The sequence below is a fragment of the Chitinimonas koreensis genome, assembly GCF_014353015.1.
Lineage (GTDB): Bacteria > Pseudomonadota > Gammaproteobacteria > Burkholderiales > Chitinimonadaceae > Chitinimonas > Chitinimonas koreensis.
The window spans coordinates 429,836-448,672 of sequence record NZ_CP060704.1; the positions used below are offsets into that span (position 1 = coordinate 429,836).

Consider the following 18,837-nt stretch of genomic DNA (forward strand, 5'->3'; position numbering starts at 1 on the left):
TCGGTGGCGGCTACGATGCATGCCATCGATCTAGCCCCGGAGCATGCGATCCATGCGCTTGTCCTGTTTGCTGGCCCTCACGCTGTTGCTGGTCCCGGGCGCCTTCGCGGCGCCCTTTGCATTGCCGGCCGCCGCGCTGACCGACGACATCGCGCTCGGGCGCGCCATGCCCGGGCTGGCGCGGCAACTGGGGGCCGATTACCGCGACGAAGATCGCGAGCGCTACCTGGACACCGTGTTCCGGCTGCAGACGGTGGCCGGCGACCACGCCGCGGCGATCGAGAGCCTGCGTGCCTTGCGCGCTCTGCGCCGCGAGCGCGGCGTCGCCCATGCCGAGGTGCTGTTCGTGCAGTACGAGATCGCCGCCACGGCGCAGGCCCGCCTGGCAGCCGGGACGGCGACCGATGCGGCGGCGGTCGATCCCGCGGCGGTCGACGCGGCGCTGCGGCAGGCCTTCGAGACGGTCTACCGGCCGCTCGACGACCGCCCGGCCTACTGGGCCGCCACCGCCTTCCGCAACGACCTGTCCCGCCTCGACGACGAGCTGCATGCCGCGATGGCCGCGCTGCGCCGGGGCGGCGAGCCCGACCAGGCCGCCCTGCTCGAGCTGGTGCGCAAATACCAGGTGCGGCGCGACTACGGCCTGTTGCTGCCGCGCATCGACGCGCTGGTGGCCGAGGACGACGCGCGGCGCTACCGCATCGACCGCAGCTTGCTGATCCGCAGCCCGGACGGCGCGCGCATCGCCGCCATCGGCGTACGGCCGCGCGCGCTGCCGGGGCGGCAGACCACGCTGCTCGGTTTCACCATCTACGCGGTCGATGACTGGGCCTACGACGACGCCAAGCGCGCCGCGGCCTACGGCTATGCCGGCGTGGTGGCCTACAGCCGCGGCAAGGGTCGCAGCCCCGGCCCGGTGGCGCCCTACGAGCACGACGGCAAGGACGCCGCGGCGGTGATCGACTGGATCGCCCGCCAGCCGTGGAGCGACGGCCGCGTCGGCATGTACGGCAGCAGCTACAACGGCTTCGCCGCCTGGGCCGCCGCCAAGCGCATGCCGCGCGCGCTCAAGGCGCTGATGACCTCGGCCAGCGCCGCGCCGGGCATCGACGTGCCGATGCAGGGCAACGTCTTCCTCAACTTCATCTACCCGTGGCCGCACTACGTGGGCAACGGCAAGGCGCTGGACGACGCGACCTACGGCGACACGGCGCGCTGGCGCGCGCTCGACCGCGACTGGTACCGGGGCGGCCGGCCCTACCGCGAGCTGGAACGCATCGACGGCAGGCCGAACCCGATCTTCCGGCGCTGGCTCGACCATCCGTCCTACGACGCCTACTGGCAGCGCATGATCCCCTACGGCGCCGAGTTCGCCCGCATCCGCATCCCGGTGCTGGCCACCACCGGCTATTTCGACGGCGCCCAGGTCGGCGCGCTGTACTACTTCGACCAGCACACCCGCCACGACCCGCGCGCCGACCACACGCTGCTGATCGGCCCTTACGAGCACCTGGCCATGCAGTTCGGCGTGGCGCGCACGGTGCAGGGCTACGCCATCGACCCGGTCGCCGACATCGACCTGCGGGCGCTGCGCTACCAGTGGTTCGACCACGTGTTCAAGGGCGCGCCGAAGCCGGCGCTGCTGAAGGACCGAATCAACTACCAGCTGATGGGCGCCAACACCTGGCTGCACGCGCCGACGCTCGAGGCGATGCACGAGACCGTGCTCGGCTACCACCTGCGGCCGGCCGCCGGCGACGGGCCGCACCGGCTCGAGGTGCAGGCGCCGGCCGGCGACGAGGCCATCGAGCAGACGGTCGACCTGGCCGAGCGCGGCGACGCCGACTATGTCGCGCCGCCGCTGGCGATCAACGCGGAGCTCGACCGCCGCAATGGCCTGGTGTTCGCCAGCGCGCCGTTCGAGCGGCCGCTCACGCTGGCCGGCCTGTTCTCGGGCCGGCTGGCCTTCGTCGCCAACAAGCGCGACCTCGACCTGTCGGTCACGCTGTACGAGCAGTTCGCCGACGGCCGCTACTTCCAGCTCGCCGCCTGGCTGGGCCGCGCCAGCTACGTGCACGAGCGCGGCAAGCGCCGGCTGCTGCAGCCGGGCCGGCCGACGGTGCTGTCGTTCCGCAGCGAGAACCTGCTCGGCCGCCAGCTGCAGCCGGGCAGCCGGCTGGTGGCGGTGCTGGCGGTCAGCAAGCAGCCCGACCGCCAGATCAACTACGGCAGCGGCCGCGACGTCAGCGCCGAATCGATCGCCGACGCGGGCGAGCCGTTGCGCATCCGCTGGTCGGGCCGCAGCCGGATCGATATCCCGATCTGGCGCTGACGGCAGCCTGCTTGGGCCGGACGGCTCCCCGCCGCGCGGCGCGTCAGCGCGGCGGCAGGCGCAGCGTGGCCAGGCCGTCGACCGCCGCGGCGATCTCCTCGGGCGTCAGCGCCGCATAGCCGAGCAGCCAGCCGTCCTGCGCCGCCGGCCCGCCGTACAGCGCCGACAGGCTCGGCGTGGCGATGCCGAGCGCGGCGGCCTGGCGGCTCAGCGGCGCTTCCCAGTCCGGCGGCAGCGTGGCGGCCAGTTGCAGGCCGCCGGTATTGGGCTGGGCCGTCAGCCACGGCAGCTTGCCGCCGATCGCTTCCAGCAGCGCGTCGCGCCGGCCGCGATAGAGCTGGCGCATATAGCGCAGGTGGGCGGCGAAATGGCCCTGCTCGATGAAGTCGGCCGTCACCGCCTGCGCCAGCTGGGCGCAGTGGCCGTCGTGCACCGTGCGCGCGGTGGTCAGCGGCGCGACCAGCGCCGGCGGCAGCACCAGGTAGGCCAGCCGCAGCGAGGGGAACAGCGCCTTGGAGAAGGTGCCGAGGTAGAGGGTGCGGCCGTGCGGATCGAGCCCCTGCAGCGCCGGCTGCGGCCGGCCGTCGTAATGGAATTCGCCGTCGTAATCGTCCTCGACCAGCCAGCAACCGTGCCGGCCGGCGTAGTCGACCAGCGCCAGCCGGCGCGCCAGGCTCAGCGTGGCGCCGGTCGGGTACTGGTGCGACGGGGTCAGGTAGATCAGGCGCGGGATCGGCAGTGCGGCAGCGGTTGCCGGGGCGCTGGTCATCGGACCGCCGGCCCCCGGACCGCCGGCCGCCGGATCGCCGGCCGCCGCCTCCTCGATCCGCAGGCCGTCGCCGTCGACCGGTACCGGCAGCAGGGTGGCGCCGGCCGCGGCGAAGGCGGTGCGGGCGCCACGGTAGGCCGGTTCCTCGATCCACACCGGGTCGGCCGGGTCGAGCAGCACGGTGGCCAGCAGTTGCAGCGCCTGCTGCGAGCTGGTCAGCACCAGCACCTGGCCGGCGTCGCAGCGCACGCCGCGCGACTGGCCGAGGTAGTGGGCGATGGCGCGGCGCAGCGCCGGGTGGCCCTGCGGGTCGCCGTAGCGCATCAGCGCCTCGCCGTCCCGGCGCAGGCGGCGGTTGTTCAGCTGGCGCCAGGTGTCGTGCGGGAAGGCGCGCAGCTCGGGGCTGCCGGCGCAGAAGGCGCGCGGCTGCTGCGGATCGACGCAGCCGCCGTCGGTCACGATGCGGCGGCCGCGGGCCGACAGCGCCGCCGCGACGGGGGCGGGCCCGGCCATCGCGGCGCGGCCGGCGGGCGGCAGGGCGATGCGGACGAGGGTGCCCTGGCCGATGCGCCGCTCGAGATAGCCCTCGGCCTCGAGCTGGGCATAGGCGGCCTCGACGGTGACGCGCGACAGCGCCAGGTCGGCCGCCAGCACCCGCGACGACGGCAGCCGCGCATGCTGCGCCAGCGTGCCGGCGGCGATCGCCTGGCGCAGCGCGCCGCACAGCTGCTCGCGCAGCGGCCGGCCGTGCTCGGCGGATTGCTGGAACAGCGCGAGCCAGAGGCTGGATGTGCTCATCGGATCGGTCTTATCGGATTGGCTGGATGGGTATCAATGATAAGTCCATGGCGCCCTAGAATGGCTCCGTCACCCCATCATGCCGAAAGGGCGCAACGCCATGTCCCAAGCCATCTCCCAGGTTCTCGCCCATCCCGCTCCCGAGCCCGCCGCCAGCCGCGACTACATGCTGGCCAAGCTGCACTACCACGCCGACGCCTGGGACGTGGCCGAGGACCTGCGCAACGGCATCGCCGGCATCGTGGTGGTCGATACCCGCAGCGAGGCGCTGTACGCCGAGGGCCACGTGCCCGGCGCGATCAGCCTGCCGCACCGGCGGATGGACGAGGCGAGCACGGCGCGGCTCGACCGCAGCAAGACCTACGTCACCTACTGCGACGGCATCGGCTGCAACGGCTCGACCAAGGGCGCCTACAAGCTGGCCGCGCTCGGCTTCACGGTGAAGGAGATGCTCGGCGGCCTCGACTTCTGGCGCCGCGACGGCCACCCGGTCGCCACCGGCATGGCGCCGGGCAGCCTGTCGCCCGACGCGCCGCTGATCGAGTGCGGCTGCTGAACATGGCGGCGGCGATCCGCCCGGCCACGGCGCAGGACGCCGCGCTGCTGGCGCCGCTGTGCGCCGAGCATGCGGCCTACGAGCGGATCGCCGGCTGCGGCGCGGGCCATGCCGGGCGTCTCGCCGCCGCGCTGGCGCAGGGCCGGCTGCGGGCCTGGCTGGCGCTGAGCGACGGCGAGCCGGTCGGCTACGCCAGCGCGACCGTCGATTTCGCGACGCTGGCCGGCGCGCCCTTCCTGCATCTCGATTGCCTCTACCTGCGGGAGTCGGTGCGTGGGCTGGGATTGGGGCGGGCGCTGCTGGCGGCGGTCGCCGAGCATGGCCGGGCGCAGGGCTACGCCGAGCTGCAATGGCAGACGCCGGCCTGGAACCGGTCGGCGATCGGCTTCTACCGCCGGCTCGGCGGACAGATGCGGGCCAAGGCGCGCTTCAGCCTGGCGCTGGTCTGACGCGGCACGCGCGGCCGCTTCAATAGGGCGGCGCCGCGATCACCTCCGCCACCTTGGCCAAGGCCCCGCGCAGCTGGGCCGGCTCGACCGAGCCCAGCGCCAGCCGGATCGCATGCGGTACCTGCGCCGAAGTGGCGAACGGCTCGGCGGTGGAAACCGAGATGCCTGCCTGCATCAGCGCCACGGCGACCCGGTCGGCGCGCACCTCTTCGGCCAGCGGCAGCCAGACGAAGTAGGACGCCGGGTGGCCGATGCGCGGCAATGCGCCGAGCGCCTCGGCGGCGATCCGCTGGCGGGCGCGCGCGTCCGCGCGCTTTTCCGCCTCCAGCCGGTCGACCGTGCCGTCGTCGAGCCAGCCGCAGGCGATGGCGGTCATCACGCCCGGCGTGTTCCAGGTGGTGGCGCGGATGGCGCGCTCGATCCTGCCCAGCCACGGCGGCGGCGCCGCGACGCAGCCGACCCGCAGGCCGGTGGCCACGCTCTTGGAAAAGCCCGAGACGTAGACCGTCGCCTCCGGCGCCAGGGCGGCCAGCGGCGCCGGCGCGTCGTCGGCCAGGAAGGCATAGGCGGCATCCTCGACGATCAGCAGGCCGTGGCGGCGGGCGATTGCGGCCAGCCGCCGCCGCGCGTCCAGGCCCATCACCCAGCCCAGCGGATTGTGCAGCGTCGGCATGGCGTAGATGGCCTTGACCGGGCGCCGGCGGCACAGGGCTTCCAGCGCATCGCAGTCGGGGCCGTCGGCGCCGGCCGGGATGGCCGCCAGCTCCAGCCGGTGGGCCTCGGCCAGCAGCTTGAAGCCGGGGTAGCTGAGGGCGTCGACCGCCACCAGGTCGCCCGGCTGCAGCAGCGCCAGCAGCGTGACCGCCAGGCCGTGCTGGGCGCCGGAGACCAGCGCGACCTGCTCGCCGCCTATCGCCAGGCCGCGCCGGGCCAGGTGGCGCGCCACCGCGGCGCGTTCGTGCGGGCGGCCGCCGTGCGGCTGGTAGCGCAGCAATGCTTCGAGATCGCCGGCGGCCGCGAGCTGGCGCAGCGCGGTGCGCAGCAGCTCGGCCTGGCCGGGCAGCGCCGGGTAGTTGAAGTTCAGGTCGAGCATGCCGGCCGCCACCGCCTGCTGGTCGACGCCCTGGCCCGGCGGCAGCGCGGTCTCCCTGACGAAGGTGCCGCGGCCGACCTCGCCGCTGACCAGGCCCATCGTCTCCAGCTCGGCGTAGACGCGGCTGGCGGTCACCAGCGCCAGGCCTTCCTGAGCGGCGAGCCTGCGATGGGTCGGCAGCCGCGTGCCGGGCGGCAGCCGGCCGGTCCGGATCTCGCCGGCGAGCCGGTCGACCACCTGCTTGTAACGAGCCTGGACCATGGCAATGTATGCATGACAATTATTTGATTGTCCGAGATTGTGCTGCCTAGGATGGCGCCGGACAACCCACCACCGGAACCGCGCCATGCACATCGCCATCCTGACCTTCGAAGGCTTCAACGAGCTCGACTCCCTGCTCGCCCTCGGCATCCTCAACCGCGTCAGGAAGCCGGGCTGGCGGGTATCGATCGCCTGCCCCGCGGCCAGGGTGCGCTCGATGAACGGCGTGGTGCTGGAGGCGCAGGCCACGCTGGAAGAAGCGGCCGAGGCCGACGCGGTGCTGGTCGGCAGCGGCATGCTGACGCGTGAGGTGGTGGCCGACCCGGCGCTGATGGCCCGGCTGCGGCTCGACCCGGCGCGCCAGCTGCTGGGCGCGCAGTGCTCGGGCACGCTGGTGCTGGCCCGGCTCGGCCTGCTCGGCGGCGTGCCGGCCTGTACCGACCTCACCACCAAGCCCTGGGTGCAGGAGGCCGGCGTCGAGGTGCTGAACCAGCCCTTCTTCGCCCGCGGCAACGTCGCCACCGCCGGCGGCTGCCTGGCCTCGCCCTACCTGGCCGCCTGGGTCCTTGCGCGGCTGGAGGGCATCGAGACGGCGGCGAGCGCGCTGCACTACGTCGCGCCGGTCGGCGAGAAAGACGACTACGTCGAGCGGGCGCTGCGCAATATCGGGCCTTATCTCGCCGGCGACGCGGCGGGTGCCCGGTCGGCGGCCTGACGGACTCGCGGGGCCACGGCCTAGCCAGCGGGCAAGGCCGGGTCAGCGCGCGTCGCCCGGTCGCCGCCCGGCAGGCGCGGTTCGCGCAAGGCGGAAACCGACCGCGAAGCCGATGCCGGCCAGGCCCCAGACCGCGGCGGCGATGAATTCGAACGCATTGCGCAGCTCGGGATGCCCGATCGCCAGCGGCGGCAGGATCAGCGCGCGCAACAGGCAGACGCCCGCCATGGCGGCGAGCATCGGGCGCAACAGCGGCAGCCGCCGGATCCGCCGCAGCGCGGACAAGGCATAGGCGGCGCACAGCGCCATCAGGCCGGCGATGACGGCGGCGCTGGCCGGCGCGAGCCAGGTGCCGCTGCGGGCCGACTCGACGATGCGCGGCGGCGCGCCGAAGAAGGCATACCAGGCCGGGCCGCCGAGGATCGCGGCCAGGTGGATGGCGACGCCGGTCGCGGCGATGGCGGCGGCCAGGTAGACCCAGGCGGCGCGCGATCCCGCCGCGACCGGCGCGCGGCTCGAGGCGGCGCCGTCCTGCAGGCGGTCAGGCCGCACGCTTCGCCGCCTCCAGCGCGAGCGGCAGGTAGTGGGCCAGCTGCTTCGATTCGATCTCGGCGACGGTGCGGAGCTTGATATGGCGGCGGAACTTGCCGCTGCCTTCGAGATGGCCCAATGCATCCTCGATGGCCGCGCCGTGACCGAATTCGACCGAGACGTGCTCCTTGTAGGCGAAGACCCCGCAGAACGGCACGCCCGAGGCGAACAGGATGCCGCCGTACTTGACCTCCTCGGCGAACGGCTCGAACCGCTGCCGCACCAGCGCACGGACCGCGGTGGCGATCCGGTGCTGGGCGTCGCCCAGCAGGCGGAGGTCTTCGAGCAAGGCTTCGACGGTCTTGGCGGTCATCTCGGGGTATCCAGGCGATGGAAATCGGTCGGGTGCGGCGCGGCGGCCGTCATGGCTCGGCCGCCGCGGCATCGAACGCGGCGGGGTACTGCCGGCGATACCAATCGGTCGCCACCGCGTGGTCGAGCTCGAGGAATTCGCGCGCCCGCGGCACCAGCGCGAAAGCCGAGGCGCAGCCGGCCGCGGCCAGGCCGAAACCGGCATAGACCGCCTGCACCGGCCAATGCAGCAATGCCAGACCGGCCAGGGCCGGGCCGAGCGCGCTGGCGATCTGGCTCGAGGCCAGGTTGGCGGCGGCGAAGCGCACCCGGTATTCGCGCGGGATGCCGAGCAGGCGATGGGTCTGCCCGACCAGGCTCAGCACCGAATTGGCGTAGCCCATGCAGAGGAAGGCGGCGACCAGCAGCAGGGGCGATCCGGTCAGGCCGGCCACGGCCAGCGTCAGGCCTTCGGCGATCGCGGCGCCGAGCCGGCAGCGGAAGCGGCCGACGCGCGCGATCAGCCAGCCCGCCCCGCCGAGCGCGCCGAGCAGCACGCCCAGCGACAGCGCGACCTCGCAGGCGCCCAGCCAGGCGCCGGACAGCCCGAGCGCGGCGACCTTGAGCGGCACCAGCAGGGTCAGCGCCGGGAACAGGAAGATCCAGGCGAGGAAGTTGACCAGCGTCCAGCCGCGCTCGAGCGGGATGGCCCACTTGGCGCGCAGGCCGCCGCGCAGGTCCTGCCACCAGCCGCGCCGCAGGGCGGCCGATGCGTCGGCGGGGGAATGCCGGCCGCGGCCACGGCGGCCAGCGCCAGCAGGACGGCGCCGCAGGCCAGCGTGGCGGCGATGCCCGGCCCGGCCAGCAGCAGGCCGGCCAGGGCCGGTCCGGCGACGCGGCCGCAGGCCTGGGCCGATTTCTGCAGCGCCAGCGCGTCGGGCAGCCGCTCGGCCGGCACCAGGTCGGCCACCCGCGTGGCGGCCACCGGCTGGACCACGGCATCGGCCAGCACCTGCAGCAGGCTGACCAGCAGCAGCGGCGCCAGGGCGTAGCGGCCGCCGCCGGCCAGCGCGGCGAGCACCAGCGTCGCGGCGCCCTGGACCGCCAGGCCGGCCACCAGCAGCCGGCGCGGGTCGCAGCGCTCGGCCAGCGGGGCCAGCAGCGGCGTGGCGGCGAGGCGGACCAGCGCCAGCACGAAGCCGTAGATCGCCAGGTCGCGGCCGCCGCCGGCCTGGGCGATCCACCAGGGCATCGCCAGGTAGCCGACCATCGCGGCCAGCAGCGTCAGCGCCTCGCTCAGCAGCAGGCGCCGGAACGACGGCCCGGCATGCGCCAGGCGGGATCGGCTCAGGGCAAGCATGGCGGGACGGCGTCAGCGGCCGGCCGCGGCATCAGTGCGCCGCTTCCCAGTTCGGCCCGGTGCCGACCTCGGCCAGCAGCGGCACCCGCAGCTCGGCCACGCCGGCCATGATCTGCGGCAGGCGTTCCTGCACCCGCGCCAGCTCGGCCTCGGGCACTTCGAGCACCAGTTCGTCGTGCACCTGCATGATCAGCTTGGTCGCCAGCTGTTCGGCTTCGAGCCAGTCCTGCACCGCGATCATCGCCAGCTTGACCAGGTCGGCCGCGGTGCCCTGCATCGGCGCGTTGATGGCGGCGCGCTCGGCGCCCGAGCGGCGGCCCTGGTTGCTCGACTTGATCTCGGGCAGCCACAGCCGGCGGCCGAACCAGGTCTCGACGTAGCCGAGCTCGCGCGCCGATTCGCGGGTGCGCTGCATGTATTCGGCCACGCCGGGATAGCGCTGGAAGTAGCGGTCGACGAACTGCTGCGCCGCGGCGCGCTCGATGCCGAGCTGGGCGGCCAGGCCGAAGGCGCTCATGCCGTAGATCAGGCCGAAGTTGATCGCCTTGGAGTAGCGCCGCTGCTCGGCGGTCACCTCCTCGGGCGTGGCGCCGAACACCTCGGCGGCGGTGGCGCGGTGGATGTCGATGCCGGCGGCGAAGGCCTTGAGCATGCCCTCGTCGCCCGACAGGTGGGCCATGATCCGCAGCTCGATCTGCGAATAGTCGGCGCTGACGATCAGGTTGCCCGGCGCGGCGATGAAGGCCTCGCGGATGCGGCGGCCCTCGGCGGTGCGCACCGGGATGTTCTGCAGGTTCGGATCGTTGCTGGCCAGCCGGCCGGTCACCGCGGTGGCCTGGGCGTAGTTGGTGTGCACCCGGCCGGTGACCGGGTTGATCATCAGGGGCAGCTTGTCGGTATAGGTGCTCTTGAGCTTGGACAGGCCGCGGTGCTGCAGCATCTTGGCCGGCAGCGGGTAATCCTGCGCCAGCTCGGTCAGCACGTCCTCGTCGGTCGACGGCGCGCCCTTGGGCGTCTTCTTGCGCACCGGCAGCTTGAGCTTGTCGAACAGGATCTCGCCGATCTGCTTGGGCGAGCCGAGGTTGAACGGCTGGCCGGCCAGCTCGTAGGCCTCCTGCTCCAGCCGCAGCATGGTCTGGCCCAGCTCGTGGCTCTGCCGCGCCAGCATCGCGCTGTCGATCAGCACGCCGTGGCGTTCCATCTTGAACAGCACCTCGCGGCTGGGCAGCTCGATGTCGCGGTAGACCGAGGCGAGCCGCGGCTCGGCCGCCAGCCTTGGCGCGAAGGCGCGGTGCAGCCGCAGCGTGACGTCGGCGTCCTCGGCCGAGTAGCGGGTGGCGACGTCGATCGCCACTTCGGCGAAGCCGATCTGCTTGGCGCCCTTGCCGGCCACCTCCTCGTAGACGATGGTCTTGAGGCCGAGGTGGCGCGCGGCCAGGTCGTCCATGTTGTGGCGCTCGGTGCTGTCGAGCACGTAGCTCTCCAGCAGCGTGTCCTCGGCCACGCCGGCCAGCGCGATGCCGTGGTTGGCGAATACGTGCTGGTCGTACTTGAGGTTCTGGCCGACCTTCTTCCTGCCAGCGTCCTCGAGCCAGGGCTTGAGCCTGGCCAGCGTGGCGTCGAAGGGCAGCTGCTCGGGCACGTCGGCGTAGTGGTGGCCCAGCGGCAGGTAGGCCGCCTCGCCCTCGCCGACGGCGAAGCTGATGCCGACGATGCGCGCCTTCATCGGCTCGAGGCTGTCGGTCTCGGTGTCGACCGCCGCCAGCTCGGCCGCGTCCAGCCGCGCCAGCCAGGCGTCGAGTCGCGCCTCTGTCAGGATGGTCTCGTAGCCGGCGCGGTCGAGCTCGCGCACCTCGCCGACCTCGACCGGCGCGAAGCTGCGCAGCGCACTGGCGTTGCCGTCGGCGGCATGCTTGTCGCCGACCTCGGCGTCGCCCTTGATCTCGCGCAGCCAGGTCTTGAAGCCGAAGGTCTCGTACAGCTCGGCCAGCCGGGCGCGGTCCGGCGCGCGCAGCTTCAGCGTCGTCATGCCGTCCACCAGCTCCTCGGCCAGCGCCAGGTCGCACTTGATGGTGACCAGCTCGCGCCCCATCGGCAGCCAGTCCAGCGTGTCGCGCAGGTTCTGGCCGACCACGCCGCCGATCTTGTCGGCATTGGCCATCACGCCGTCGAGGTCGCCGTACTCGGTCAGCCATTTCACCGCGGTCTTGGGGCCGCACTTGGGCACGCCGGGCACGTTGTCGACCGCGTCGCCGACCAGCGTCAGGTAGTCGACGATGCGGTTCGGCGGCACGCCGAACTTGGCGGCCACGCCGGCCTCGTCGAGCACCTCGTTGCTCATGGTGTTGACCAGCGTCACCGCCGGCGTCACCAGCTGCGCCATGTCCTTGTCGCCGGTCGACACCACCACCGTCATGCCTTCGGCCTCGGCCTTGCAGGCCAGCGAGCCGATCACGTCGTCGGCCTCGACGCCGTCGACGATCAGGATCGGCAGGCCCAGCGCGCGGACCGCCTCGCAGATCGGCTCGACCTGGGCGCGCAGGTCGTCCGGCATCGACGGCCGGTGGGCCTTGTATTCGGGGTAGAGGTCGTCGCGGAAGGTCTTGCCCTTGGCGTCGAAAACGCAGCCGAGGTAATCTGCCGGCACCTCCTTCATCAGCCGCTTCAGCATGGCGATGATGCCGTACAGCGCGCCGGTGGGCGCGCCCGCCGGGCTGCGCAGATCGGGCAGGGCATGGAAGGCCCTGTACAGGTAGGAAGAACCGTCGATCAGCAGCAGCGTCTTGTCCGACATGGGATGTCCTGTTGAATCCATTGGATCGTTCGAATGCGGGCCGGCCCTGGCCGGCCCGGAAATAACACGAGAAGAAGCGATGAGCCTGCACAGCAAGCTGCCGCAAGATACCGAAGCGGCGACCATGGCCGCCACCCACGCCTACCTGTCGCACGAGGCCTGGCGCGTGTTCGAGATTATGGCCGAATTCGTCGAGTCGACTGAGCGGCTGCAGGCGATCCAGCCGGCGGTGTCGATCTTCGGCTCGGCGCGCACCAAGCGCGACCACCCGTATTACCGCAAGACCGAGGAGATCGCGCGCCTCCTGAGCGACGCCGGCTTCTCGGTGATCTCGGGCGGCGGCCCCGGCATCATGGAGGCGGCCAACAAGGGCGCCTACCACGGCAAGTCGCCCTCGGTCGGCCTCAACATCCAGCTGCCGCACGAGCAGCACGGCAACCTGTACCAGGACGTGAGCCAGACCTTCCGCCACTTCTTCGCCCGCAAGATGATGTTCGTCAAGCACGCCACCGCCTTCGTGGTGATGCCGGGCGGCTTCGGCACCATCGACGAATTGTCCGAGGCGCTGACGCTGATCCAGACCGGCAAGACCCGCCGCATCCCGATCATCCTGGTCGGCAGCGCGTTCTGGAACGGCCTCCTCGAGTGGTTCCGCCAGACGCTGAGCGCCGAGCGCATGATCAACCCGGAAGACCTCGATTTGATGCAGGTCATCGACGAGCCGCGCGCGGTGGTCGATGCTATCTTCAAGTTCTATGAAACGCGCGGCTTCGGCTTGAGTCCGGCCGAGCGCGAGATGCAGTTGAGCCTTTGATTGCTGGCTTGCGTTGTGGCGGTTCGGGAGGGTAGTGCAGCACGCGGCGAAGCCGGGTGTTTCAGGGCGGTGAGTGCTCGGCCACGGCTCAACCCTGATCCATCCCGACTCCCCCAGCCCTCGCCGCCACCGGGGCCCCCACGAAGTCGAAGACTTCGTGGGGTGGTCCAGAGGGAGCCTCGCTGGCGCTCGTCAGCTCTCCGTGGGGAGCTGCAGCTAGGCATGGCGCTGCGCCGATGCCGGTTGCGAACACGGTCATTGAATTGCACGTGTAGGAGTGTTTCAGCGGTGAAGCTACGCCTGAACATTTATGGTGCAAGCTGCTCCTACAGTTGATCGAACTGCAGCGCTGAAAGCAGGCAGAGCAGAGCCGATTCCACGAAGAGCGAACGAGCGTTAGCGAGGCTCCCTCTGGACCACCCCACGAAGTCTTCGACTTCGTGGGGGCCCCGGTGGCGGCGAGGGCGGGGGGAGTTGGAATGAATCAGGGGAGCGTCGATGGTTCGGTATCTCCCTGACGGTCAGCCCCCAGCTTTGCTGGGGGCCTGCGCAACTGGTTGAGTTCGCTTTGGTCGTCCTACGAAGCAAGCGACTCCAAACCGCCTGATCAACGAAATAGGCCCGCGTGCGGGCCACTGGGAGTCCATCATGCGCATCGTTTTCCCGGCCCTGCTGCTGGCCGCCGCCTTACCCCTGGCCGCCGCCGACAGCAAGCCCGTTCCGCCGCCCCCGCCCATCCCGCCCGCCAGCGCCGACGATCCGGCCGTGGGCGAGCCCGAGGTGACCATCGTCCAGAAGGAGGACGCCACGGTCACCGAGTACCGCATGGCCGGCCGGCTCTACATGGTCAAGGTGACGCCCAAGGTCGGGCCGGAGTACTACCTCGTCGACGACGACGGTACCGGCCAGATGGTGCGCCGCGACGGCCAACGCCCGCTCCGGCCGCCCATGTGGGTGATCAAGCGGTTCTAAACAGCATGTGAAACGTGAAAGGTGAAAAGTGAAACGTGAAGTGCGTGCGGCCCGGCCGCGCTGAACCCCACGTTTCACCGATGCCGCGCAGCGGCGGGTCACGCTTCACGTTTCACCTCACTTCCTAGCTCACATGTCCGTCTTCACTACCGTCACCGCCGCCGAGCTCTCGGCATGGCTCAAGCACTACTCGATCGGCGAACTGGTCGAGCTCAAGGGCATCGCCGCCGGCATCACCAATACCAACTACGCGGTCACCACCACCCAGGGCCGCTACGTGCTCACGCTGTTCGAGACGCTGGAGGCGCACGAGCTGCCGTTCTACGTCAACCTGATGGCCCACCTGGCCCACCACGGCATCGCCTGCGCCGGGCCGATCGCCAATCTGCGCGACGATTACATCGATACGCTGTGCGGCAAGCCGACCGTGCTGGTCGAGTGGCTCGAGGGCGAGCCGGTGGAGACGCCGAGCCCGGCCCAGTGCCGCGCGCTCGGCGCCATGCTGGCGCAGATGCACCGCGCCGGCGAGACCTACCCCGGCCGCATGGCCAATCCGCGCGGGCCGGCCTGGTGGAGCGCCGCCGCGCCGCAGCTGTACGGCTACCTCAACGCCGCCGACGCGGCCCAGCTGCGCGCCGAGGTCGGCCGCCAGGGCCGCCGCCGCTTCGATCACCTGCCCAGCGGGGTGATCCACGCCGACCTGTTCCGCGACAACGTGCTGATGCACGGCGAGCGCATCGGCGGCTTCATCGACTTCTACTACGCCTGCGACGACGTGCTGATCTACGACCTGGCGATCGCGCTGAACGACTGGTGCGGCCTGCCCGACGGCGAGATCGACGCGGCGCGCGCCGAGGCGATGTGCGCCGGCTACCAGTCGGTGCGGCCGCTCGAGCCGTCCGAGCGCGAGGCCTGGCCCTCGATGCTGCGCGCCGCCGCGCTGCGCTTCTGGGTGTCGCGGCTGTGGGATTGGCACAAGCCGCAGAGCGGCGAGCTGACCTGGCGCAAGGACCCGGCGGTGTTCCAGCGCCTGCTGTCGCGCCATGCCGCGCGCGGCGAGGCGCCGCACTGGCTGTAGCGGCGCCGCGGCGGGAAACGGCGCCTGGCCGCTGCCGGTCCCGCAAATGGGCCCGGCAGCACCTAATATAAAAGTCTTCCTGCTCCGCTCGAAGCCTGCCGTCTTGTCCCCCGATTCCTTCCGTCCCTCGTTCCGTGCGCCGTCGCGCCATGCCCGCCTGGCGGTCGCCGTGGCGCCGGCGCTGCTGCTGGTGCTCGCCGTACTGCTCGGCGGCTGGCTGCTGGGTTCGCGCGACATCGCCGAACTTCGGCTCGCCGCCCTGCTGCTGCTGGCCGCCTGCGGGGCCAGCCTGCTGGGGCTGCTGTGGCAGGCCGGCCGCCATGCTTACGAACTGGCCGAATCCGAGAGCCAGTTGGCCATATGCAGGCGGCAGCTCGAGGCCCAGGCCGATACCGACGGGCTGACCGGCCTGGCCAACCGCAGCCGCTTCGTCACCTATGGCGGCGAGGTCTGCCAACTGGCGCAGCGGCACCAGCGGCCGCTGTCGCTGCTGGCGATCGAGCTCGATCGTTTCGCCGTGCTCGAGGCGCAATGGAGTCCGGCGGTAGGCGAGCAGGTGCTGCTGCGCATGGCCCGGTTGCTCGAGACCTCGCGCCGCCATGGCGACCTGCCGGCCCGGCTCGGCGGCGCGGAGTTTGCGCTGCTGCTGCCCGAGACGCCGCTCGACCGTGCGATCGAGGCGGCCGAGCGGATCCGCGAGGCGATCGAGAACGCGCCGCTGATGCTGGCCGACAGCCGCCTGGTGGGCTTTACCGTCAGCGTCGGCGTGGCACAATTGCGCCCCGACGATACCGGTCTGCCCGACCTGATCGACCTGGCCGACGCCGCCTTGCGGCGCGCCCAGGCTGTCGGCGGCAACCGCGTCGAAGCCGATCCAGCCCGAAGCGACCCCACTTGAACACACCCGACGACCGCCAGCTGGCGGATTACCGCGACTACCTGCTGCGCTACGCGCTCTATCGCCTGCGCGACGAGGCGACCGCCGAGGAGGTGGTGCAGGAGACCCTGCTGGCCGCGCTCTCGGCGCGCGACGGCTTCGCCGCGCAATCGAGCGTCAAGACCTGGCTCACCGGCATCCTCAAGCACAAGCTGATCGACGCCCAGCGCAAGCTGTGCCGCGATCCCTTCCTGCTCGACGAGCGGCTGGACGATGACGGCAGCGCCGGCGATTTCGACAGCCTGTTCGACACCACCGGCCACTGGGGCAGCGACGGTCCACGCAGCTGGAGCAATCCGGACGCCGCGCTGGAGCAGCAGGATTTCTGGCGCGTCTACGAGGAATGCGCCAGCCGCATGCCGCGCCGCACCGCGCTGGTGTTCGCCATGCGCGAGTCGCTGGGCCACGAGATCGAGGAGATCTGTCAGAACCTCGGAATCAGCGCGACCAATTGCTCGGTATTGCTCTACCGCGCGCGCATGAGCCTGCGCCTGTGCCTCGACAAGAACTGGTTCGGCCGATGAACTGCAAAGAAGCCTCCCATCTGATTTCCGACGGCCTCGATCGCCGCCTGGGCCTGGCCGAACGCTTCCGCTTGCGCGCCCACCTGCTGATCTGCCACTACTGCAGCGCCTTCTTCCGCCAGACCCGCTTCATGCGCCGCGCCGCCCGGCTGGCGGCGAGCCGGCCCAAGCCGCCGCAGGAATAATCCATGTCGATCGCCCGCCTGTTCGGCCGCCTCTTGCTGGCGCTGGTGCTGTTGTTCGTCTGCTACCAGCTGTGGATCTTCGCCCACGTCTGGTGGTGGCGCGACCACAACCCGTCCGAGACCGCCTTCATGGACCAGCAGCGCGACGTGCTGCAGGAGAAGGACCCGGACGCCGAGCTCAAGCACCAGTGGGTGCCCTACGCCCGCATCTCGCCGAACCTCAAGCGCGCGCTGGTGGCCGGCGAGGACGCCAAGTTCCTCGAGCACGAGGGCTTCGACTGGGAGGGCATGCAGGTGGCCTGGGAGAAGAACCAGAAGAAGGGCCGCATCTCGGCCGGCGGCTCGACCATCAGCCAGCAGCTGGCCAAGAACCTGTTCCTGTCGGGCCGCCGCAGCTACCTGCGCAAGGTCGAGGAGGCCGGCATCACGCTGATGCTGGAGGCGAGCATGGACAAGCGCCGCATCTTCGAGATCTACCTGAACGTGATCGAATGGGGCAACGGCGTGTTCGGCGCCGAGGCCGCCGCGCGGCACTACTTCCGCACCAGCGCGGCCAACCTCACCCCGGCCCAGGCCGCCAAGCTCGCCGCCATGGTGCCCAATCCGCGCTACTACGACCGCAACCGCAATGCGCGCGGCCTGCTGCGCAAGACCGCGATCATCCAGCGGCGGATGGCGTACGCCGATATTCCATGAGCCAGGCCGCCATGCGGCGCCGAGCTGCAGCGTAGAGCGGGACGGACAGGTTTCACCGCCGAGGACGCGGAGAAAGGTGGGCTCGAGCGGTCCGGCGATGGCCGTTGCGGGCCGGCCGGGCCTGCCTCCGCGCCCTCGGCGTCCTCCGCGGTGAATCCTTGACGTCCGGCATGCCGGCCGCCGCCGTGGAAGCGGCTCCAGCCGCGAATCGCCGTTTCATCCACGGCTGCCATTCACGGCTGAAGCCGCTCCTGCCGGGCGCTACGCACCGGCCTAGTTCAGCAGCGTCCAGGCATCCTGCCAGTTGCTCCCCGTGCCCGGCGCGTAATGCGCCGGCGACTGCGGGCACCAGCCCGAGTAGGGGAAGGGCTTGCACTGGTAGCGCTTGCCGTCGGTGCCGCGGACCACGGTGCCGGCCTTGTAGCTGGCGATGCCGTTCGGATAGACGTAGTCGACCGTGCCGCCGCCGGTATCGCCCCCGCCGCCGGGCGCGGTGATGTCGACCGCGAAGCTGTAGTCGGCCGTCACGTTGCTGCGCTCGTAGACGCGGTTGTCGGTCGCGCTCTGCACCGGCGCGATGCTGCCGTTGCTGCCGAGCACGCCGACCTTCACGTAGGCCGAGGCGGCATTCACCTTCAGCGCCAGCTGGTAGGGCCACTGGCTGGCGGCGGTCATGCCGCTGCCGAGCGTGATGGTGTGCTTCTCCAGATCCTTGAACGCGGCGTCGAACAGCCGGAAGGTCACCTGGGTGTTGAGCGCCAGGTCCTGCTGGGCGCGCACCTGGCCGATCTCCTTCCAGCTCACCGGCACGCTGCCGGAGAAGGTCACGTCGGCGCAGGAGTAGAACGCCTCGGTACTGTCGGCGCGCTGCCAGACCGTGTAGATCACGTGGCGGCCGGTCTTGCCCTGCGGCAGCGGGCAGCTCATCTTGTAGTGGCCGTTCACCAGGGTGTTGTTGGTGATGGTGCAGAAGGGCTGGCTGTCGAGGTCGGACCACTTGAGCGGCACCGTCGGGTTGTAGCCGGTCTTGGTCACGTAGAAGCGGAAGTACTTGGTGTTGTGCGGCGCGGTGGCCTTGTAGAGGAAGTCGAACTGGCCGTTGGCGTTCGGCGCGATCGCGGTCGCCGGCCAGTCGTCGCGCGCCAGGTTGAAGCCCTTGTAGGTGTCCTTGCCGCCGGCGCACAGCTTGCCGTCGGGTACCACCGCCTGGTGCTGGTCGTTGGCGTTGGCCTGGTTCACGCCGTTCCAGTCGTACAGCGCCTGGGTGCCGCCGGCCGCCACCGCGGCCTTGCAGGCGGCCGAGTCGGGGCTTTCCGGGCCTTCGAGGAAGCAGCCGTAGACGCGGTCGAGCGGGACTTCCATCGCGCCGTGGGCCAGCGCCTCCAGCGGGGCGAGCAGGGCCAGTGCGGCGGCGATCCGCCCGATGGCCGGACGGACTGTTTGCAGGGTCATGCGTGTCTCCTTTTCTTGGGTGATGCCCCATTACAGGGGGCTGTTCGTTGCCATGCCATCGACAATTCGGCATGTCGTTTCTGTCTGCTCGAACAATGACGAGGGCATGTTAGAGGTGTCGAAGTGGTATGGCCAGCGCGCGATGATGGCGCACGGACAGGCGGTGAAGT

At 71.2% G+C, this 18,837-nt stretch carries 19 protein-coding genes; 11 read left to right on the forward strand and 8 right to left on the reverse strand.

Annotated elements, in window-relative coordinates; all coding sequences use genetic code 11:
* Window positions 1-52 precede the first annotated feature (52 nt).
* The gene (locus H9L41_RS01670) at window positions 53-2,332 is read left to right on the forward strand and encodes a CocE/NonD family hydrolase (RefSeq protein ID WP_169730164.1); all 2,280 of its coding nucleotides are present in this window, start codon (window positions 53-55) and stop codon (window positions 2,330-2,332) included.
* A gap of 43 nt (window positions 2,333-2,375) precedes the next feature.
* On the opposite strand, the gene pdxR is transcribed toward H9L41_RS01670, so the two are convergent.
* Complete coding sequence (gene pdxR, locus H9L41_RS01675) at window positions 2,376-3,899, reverse strand: MocR-like pyridoxine biosynthesis transcription factor PdxR (RefSeq protein WP_034606638.1); 1,524 nt, start codon at window positions 3,897-3,899, stop codon at window positions 2,376-2,378.
* Between the two features lie 100 nt (window positions 3,900-3,999).
* Between pdxR and H9L41_RS01680 the strand changes: the two genes are divergently transcribed.
* Entirely contained in the window at window positions 4,000-4,455 is a 456-nt protein-coding gene (locus tag H9L41_RS01680) for a rhodanese-like domain-containing protein (protein WP_034606667.1), read from the forward strand.
* On the forward strand, window positions 4,443-4,904 hold the full coding sequence (locus H9L41_RS01685; protein WP_211236857.1) for a GNAT family N-acetyltransferase: 462 nt from the start codon (window positions 4,443-4,445) through the stop codon (window positions 4,902-4,904). Before H9L41_RS01680 ends, H9L41_RS01685 begins: the two co-directional genes overlap by 13 nt.
* 19 nt (window positions 4,905-4,923) lie before the next feature.
* On the opposite strand, the gene H9L41_RS01690 is transcribed toward H9L41_RS01685, so the two are convergent.
* On the reverse strand, window positions 4,924-6,258 hold the full coding sequence (locus H9L41_RS01690; RefSeq protein WP_028445829.1) for an aminotransferase-like domain-containing protein: 1,335 nt from the start codon (window positions 6,256-6,258) through the stop codon (window positions 4,924-4,926).
* Window positions 6,259-6,343: 85 nt separating this feature from the next.
* Between H9L41_RS01690 and H9L41_RS01695 the strand changes: the two genes are divergently transcribed.
* Window positions 6,344-6,973, forward strand: a complete 630-nt coding sequence (locus tag H9L41_RS01695; RefSeq protein ID WP_028445830.1) for a DJ-1/PfpI family protein — start codon at window positions 6,344-6,346, stop codon at window positions 6,971-6,973.
* Between the two features lie 42 nt (window positions 6,974-7,015).
* Here H9L41_RS01695 and H9L41_RS01700 read toward each other — a convergent pair whose 3' ends face one another.
* Genes H9L41_RS01700 through polA form a run of 5 tightly spaced genes read right to left on the reverse strand, consistent with a single transcriptional unit; the run spans window position 7,016 to window position 12,009 of the window.
* The gene (locus H9L41_RS01700) at window positions 7,016-7,525 is read right to left on the reverse strand and encodes a hypothetical protein (protein WP_051318928.1); all 510 of its coding nucleotides are present in this window, start codon (window positions 7,523-7,525) and stop codon (window positions 7,016-7,018) included.
* Window positions 7,515-7,877, reverse strand: a complete 363-nt coding sequence (locus H9L41_RS01705; RefSeq protein WP_028445831.1) for a DUF1801 domain-containing protein — start codon at window positions 7,875-7,877, stop codon at window positions 7,515-7,517. Before H9L41_RS01705 ends, H9L41_RS01700 begins: the two co-directional genes overlap by 11 nt.
* 49 nt (window positions 7,878-7,926) lie before the next feature.
* Window positions 7,927-8,487, reverse strand: a complete 561-nt coding sequence (locus H9L41_RS24290; RefSeq protein WP_265583921.1) for an MFS transporter — start codon at window positions 8,485-8,487, stop codon at window positions 7,927-7,929.
* Between the two features lie 8 nt (window positions 8,488-8,495).
* The gene (locus tag H9L41_RS24295) at window positions 8,496-9,215 is read right to left on the reverse strand and encodes an MFS transporter (RefSeq protein ID WP_265583922.1); all 720 of its coding nucleotides are present in this window, start codon (window positions 9,213-9,215) and stop codon (window positions 8,496-8,498) included.
* Window positions 9,216-9,246: 31 nt separating this feature from the next.
* Window positions 9,247-12,009, reverse strand: a complete 2,763-nt coding sequence (polA, locus tag H9L41_RS01715) for a DNA polymerase I (protein WP_028445833.1) — start codon at window positions 12,007-12,009, stop codon at window positions 9,247-9,249.
* A gap of 79 nt (window positions 12,010-12,088) precedes the next feature.
* On the opposite strand from polA, the gene H9L41_RS01720 reads away from it, so the two are divergent.
* The 7 genes from H9L41_RS01720 (at window position 12,089) to mtgA (ending at window position 17,215) form a co-directional block, all read left to right on the forward strand.
* Entirely contained in the window at window positions 12,089-12,823 is a 735-nt protein-coding gene (locus tag H9L41_RS01720; protein ID WP_028445834.1) for an LOG family protein, read from the forward strand.
* Window positions 12,824-13,471: 648 nt separating this feature from the next.
* Window positions 13,472-13,795, forward strand: coding sequence for a DUF2782 domain-containing protein (locus H9L41_RS01725; RefSeq protein ID WP_028445835.1), 324 nt, complete (start codon window positions 13,472-13,474; stop codon window positions 13,793-13,795).
* Between the two features lie 133 nt (window positions 13,796-13,928).
* Entirely contained in the window at window positions 13,929-14,873 is a 945-nt protein-coding gene (locus tag H9L41_RS01730) for a homoserine kinase (protein WP_028445836.1), read from the forward strand.
* A 103-nt stretch (window positions 14,874-14,976) separates the two neighbouring features.
* Window positions 14,977-15,771 carry a GGDEF domain-containing protein gene (locus H9L41_RS01735; protein ID WP_051318929.1) on the forward strand — a complete coding sequence of 265 codons (795 nt, stop codon included), beginning with the start codon at window positions 14,977-14,979 and terminating at the stop codon, window positions 15,769-15,771.
* Window positions 15,768-16,334, forward strand: coding sequence for a sigma-70 family RNA polymerase sigma factor (locus tag H9L41_RS01740; RefSeq protein WP_028445837.1), 567 nt, complete (start codon window positions 15,768-15,770; stop codon window positions 16,332-16,334). Before H9L41_RS01735 ends, H9L41_RS01740 begins: the two co-directional genes overlap by 4 nt.
* On the forward strand, window positions 16,331-16,519 hold the full coding sequence (locus tag H9L41_RS01745; RefSeq protein WP_028445838.1) for a zf-HC2 domain-containing protein: 189 nt from the start codon (window positions 16,331-16,333) through the stop codon (window positions 16,517-16,519). Before H9L41_RS01740 ends, H9L41_RS01745 begins: the two co-directional genes overlap by 4 nt.
* 3 nt (window positions 16,520-16,522) lie before the next feature.
* The gene (mtgA, locus tag H9L41_RS01750) at window positions 16,523-17,215 is read left to right on the forward strand and encodes a monofunctional biosynthetic peptidoglycan transglycosylase (protein ID WP_028445839.1); all 693 of its coding nucleotides are present in this window, start codon (window positions 16,523-16,525) and stop codon (window positions 17,213-17,215) included.
* Between the two features lie 273 nt (window positions 17,216-17,488).
* Here mtgA and H9L41_RS01755 read toward each other — a convergent pair whose 3' ends face one another.
* Window positions 17,489-18,667 (reverse strand): lytic polysaccharide monooxygenase, encoded by a 1,179-nt coding sequence (locus H9L41_RS01755; RefSeq protein ID WP_034606639.1) that lies wholly within the window; start codon window positions 18,665-18,667, stop codon window positions 17,489-17,491.
* Window positions 18,668-18,837 lie beyond the last annotated feature (170 nt).

Coding starts and splice junctions, on each gene's coding strand:
- H9L41_RS01670 (WP_169730164.1), top strand. CDS start 53: ATGCGCTTGTCCTGTTTGCTGGCCCTCACGCTGTTGCTGGTCCCGGGC.
- pdxR (WP_034606638.1), bottom strand. CDS start 3,899: ATGAGCACATCCAGCCTCTGGCTCGCGCTGTTCCAGCAATCCGCCGAG.
- H9L41_RS01680 (WP_034606667.1), top strand. CDS start 4,000: ATGTCCCAAGCCATCTCCCAGGTTCTCGCCCATCCCGCTCCCGAGCCC.
- H9L41_RS01690 (WP_028445829.1), bottom strand. CDS start 6,258: ATGGTCCAGGCTCGTTACAAGCAGGTGGTCGACCGGCTCGCCGGCGAG.
- H9L41_RS01695 (WP_028445830.1), top strand. CDS start 6,344: ATGCACATCGCCATCCTGACCTTCGAAGGCTTCAACGAGCTCGACTCC.
- H9L41_RS01705 (WP_028445831.1), bottom strand. CDS start 7,877: ATGACCGCCAAGACCGTCGAAGCCTTGCTCGAAGACCTCCGCCTGCTG.
- H9L41_RS24295 (WP_265583922.1), bottom strand. CDS start 9,215: ATGCTTGCCCTGAGCCGATCCCGCCTGGCGCATGCCGGGCCGTCGTTC.
- polA (WP_028445833.1), bottom strand. CDS start 12,009: ATGTCGGACAAGACGCTGCTGCTGATCGACGGTTCTTCCTACCTGTAC.
- H9L41_RS01720 (WP_028445834.1), top strand. CDS start 12,089: ATGAGCCTGCACAGCAAGCTGCCGCAAGATACCGAAGCGGCGACCATG.
- H9L41_RS01725 (WP_028445835.1), top strand. CDS start 13,472: ATGCGCATCGTTTTCCCGGCCCTGCTGCTGGCCGCCGCCTTACCCCTG.
- H9L41_RS01730 (WP_028445836.1), top strand. CDS start 13,929: ATGTCCGTCTTCACTACCGTCACCGCCGCCGAGCTCTCGGCATGGCTC.
- H9L41_RS01745 (WP_028445838.1), top strand. CDS start 16,331: ATGAACTGCAAAGAAGCCTCCCATCTGATTTCCGACGGCCTCGATCGC.
- mtgA (WP_028445839.1), top strand. CDS start 16,523: ATGTCGATCGCCCGCCTGTTCGGCCGCCTCTTGCTGGCGCTGGTGCTG.
- H9L41_RS01755 (WP_034606639.1), bottom strand. CDS start 18,667: ATGACCCTGCAAACAGTCCGTCCGGCCATCGGGCGGATCGCCGCCGCA.